2 protein-coding genes and 1 pseudogene are annotated in these 2529 nt (G+C 43.3%); all 3 read right to left on the reverse strand.

Annotation, left to right across the window (positions count from 1 at the left end):
- Window positions 1-798: pseudogene (locus tag SORDD27_RS04915) on the reverse strand (ABC transporter ATP-binding protein); the annotation flags it as partial.
- 159 nt (window positions 799-957) lie between these two features.
- Window positions 958-1863, reverse strand: a complete 906-nt coding sequence (gene murB, locus SORDD27_RS04920; protein WP_061427679.1) for a UDP-N-acetylmuramate dehydrogenase — start codon at window positions 1861-1863, stop codon at window positions 958-960.
- 111 nt (window positions 1864-1974) lie between these two features.
- Window positions 1975-2529 (reverse strand): YhfC family intramembrane metalloprotease (locus SORDD27_RS04925; RefSeq protein ID WP_231069296.1); only part of this gene is annotated, 555 nt, incomplete at its 5' end.

The following is a 2529-nucleotide window of genomic DNA, read 5'->3' on the forward strand; positions in this document are numbered from 1 at the left end:
CCCGTCGACTGCTTCAAAGCGTTTGCCGTTAAACTCAACCAAGTAATCCTCAATCATGGTTCCTGGCAAAATATTTGACTCACCAATAAAGGTGGCAACAAAGTGGTTGATTGGCTCATCGTAGATGTCCACTGGTGTTCCAGACTGAACAATCTCACCATCGTTCATAACGAAAATCCAGTCACTCATGGCAAGAGCTTCTTCCTGATCGTGAGTGACAAAGACAAAGGTAATTCCTAATCGTTGTTGCAATTCACGCAGTTCGTACTGCATGTCTGTTCGCAATTTTAAGTCCAGCGCTGACAAGGGCTCATCCAACAAGACCACACGGGGTTGGTTGATGATGGCACGGGCAATGGCCACACGCTGACGTTGTCCTCCAGAGAGTTTACGGATGGAACGCTTCTCGTAACCTTCCAACTGAACCATCTTGAGAACTTCCGCTACACGCTGTTCGATTTCTTTCTTGTCGATTTTACGCAAGCGGAGTGGAAAGGCAACATTTTCAAACACATTCATATGTGGAAACAAGGCATAGGATTGGAAGACCGTATGGACATCTCGTTTATTAGTTGGGATGTCATTGATCCGCACCCCATCCAGCAAAATATCCCCTGTCGTCGCATCCAGTAAACCTGCAATGATGTTTAGAATGGTTGATTTTCCTGAACCAGATGCTCCTAAAAGAGTGTAAAACTTCCCTTCTTCCAACTCAAAGTTGATGTCTTTGAGAACCTTGGTGTTGCTGTCTTCAAAAACTTTAGAGACGTTTTTGAATTCAATAATTGGTTTTTTCAATTGTCATAAATTCCTTCTTTTTCATAAATTAACAGATCAGGGCTCTGTCAGGCCGCTACTACCTCGTGTAGGAGATTAAACTGCCTACATACATCTTCACTCACGATAGGCTTTCACCCCCTTTACAATGGTTATAGCAGCAACTTTTCTACCCCAACCTTATTCCTTCTCACCCAAGATTCGGACTTCTCTTTCAAGAGTGACACCTGAGTGTTCCTTGACTTTTTCGATAACAGATTGGATCAAGTCCTCGTAGTCCTTCGCCGTACCGTCAGCAACATTGATCATGAAACCAGCGTGCTTCTCAGATACTTCAACACCACCGATTCGATAGCCTTTCAAGCCAGCTTCTGAAATCAACTGACCTGCAAAATGCCCAACTGGACGCTTAAAGACTGAACCACAAGACGGGTATTCTAATGGTTGTTTGAGTTCACGTAGGTGCGTCAAGCGGTCCATTTCTTGCTTAATGACCTGGTGATTTCCAGGTGCAAGGGCAAATTTAGCTGACAAGACAATGGCCCCAGAATCCTGAATAGCTGAATGGCGGTAACCAAAAGCCAAGTCCTTGGCAGACAAGGTCTTGATTTCCCCTTCTTTGGTCAAAACTTGACAAGACTGCAAGATATGAGCAATCTCTCCTCCATAGGCACCCGCATTCATAAAGACAGCTCCACCGATGCTTCCAGGAATCCCACAAGCAAACTCAAAACCAGTCAAACTATGACGGAGGGCAATACGTGTCGTTTCAATCAAGTTAGCTCCAGCTTCTGCTTCGATGGTATAGCCATCAACCGAAACGTTATTAAGCTTATCACACAAGATGACAAAACCACGGATTCCACCTTCACGAACGATGATATTGCTGGCATTCCCAAGCACCATCCAGGGAATATTCTCTTGATTGGCAAATTGGACGACACGGACCATCTCATAGCGATTGCGTGGCAAAACTAGATAATCCGCTCGACCTCCAACCTTGGTATAGGTATAGGTCTTCAAGGGCTCCTTAAAACGAATATCGATTCCTTCTAGGATTTCAAGCATTTTTTCTTTTACTGACATGTCACTCTTCCTTTTTCAAAATTCATTCCATTATACCACTTTTAGAGACATTTGACGACCATAAAAAGAGCTTGTTTTATCTTTACATAAAAAAAGAGGTCACCCCTCTTTTTATGATTTTTTCCAAAATGTAGATTTTGTTAGCCAGATAAAGACTAGCAGTTCTACGAGAAGAATAAACTCAACTAGAAGCGGATTTGCAATCCATCCAACCTGAGATAAGGCTGGAGCCAAGTCAAACAAGGCATGCAAACCATAGGCAGCAAGGAGGTAGATCCATTTCTTTTGACGGACACTTTGATAGACCCAGATGGAAAGACAGATTTGTAGAACCAGAGCAAGCACACGTTCAACTCCTAGTAAATAAACCTGCCATACAGAAAGAGACTGAACCGTTTCGAGTGTAGTCTTTGGAAGGAGATTGGCTACATCAGTATTTGAAGACTGAATGAGTGAAAAGAGAATCAACAAACTGATCAAGCTTCCCATTCCGAGATAGAGCATTTCCAAGCCCCCATGTCCCAAACCATAAGCCAAAGCATCTCGATCTTCTAGCTTTCTCTTTTTCTCCAACCATTTAAAAAAGACAAGACGAGCTGTTTCCTCAAAGAGGGCCGCCATGGCGATTCCATAAAGCACATATAAGAAAGGCTGCTCCTGCATAAG

Source organism: Streptococcus oralis (assembly GCF_001579025.1).
Classification (GTDB): domain Bacteria; phylum Bacillota; class Bacilli; order Lactobacillales; family Streptococcaceae; genus Streptococcus; species Streptococcus oralis_X.

Coding starts and splice junctions, on each gene's coding strand:
- murB (WP_061427679.1), bottom strand. CDS start 1,863: ATGTCAGTAAAAGAAAAAATGCTTGAAATCCTAGAAGGAATCGATATT.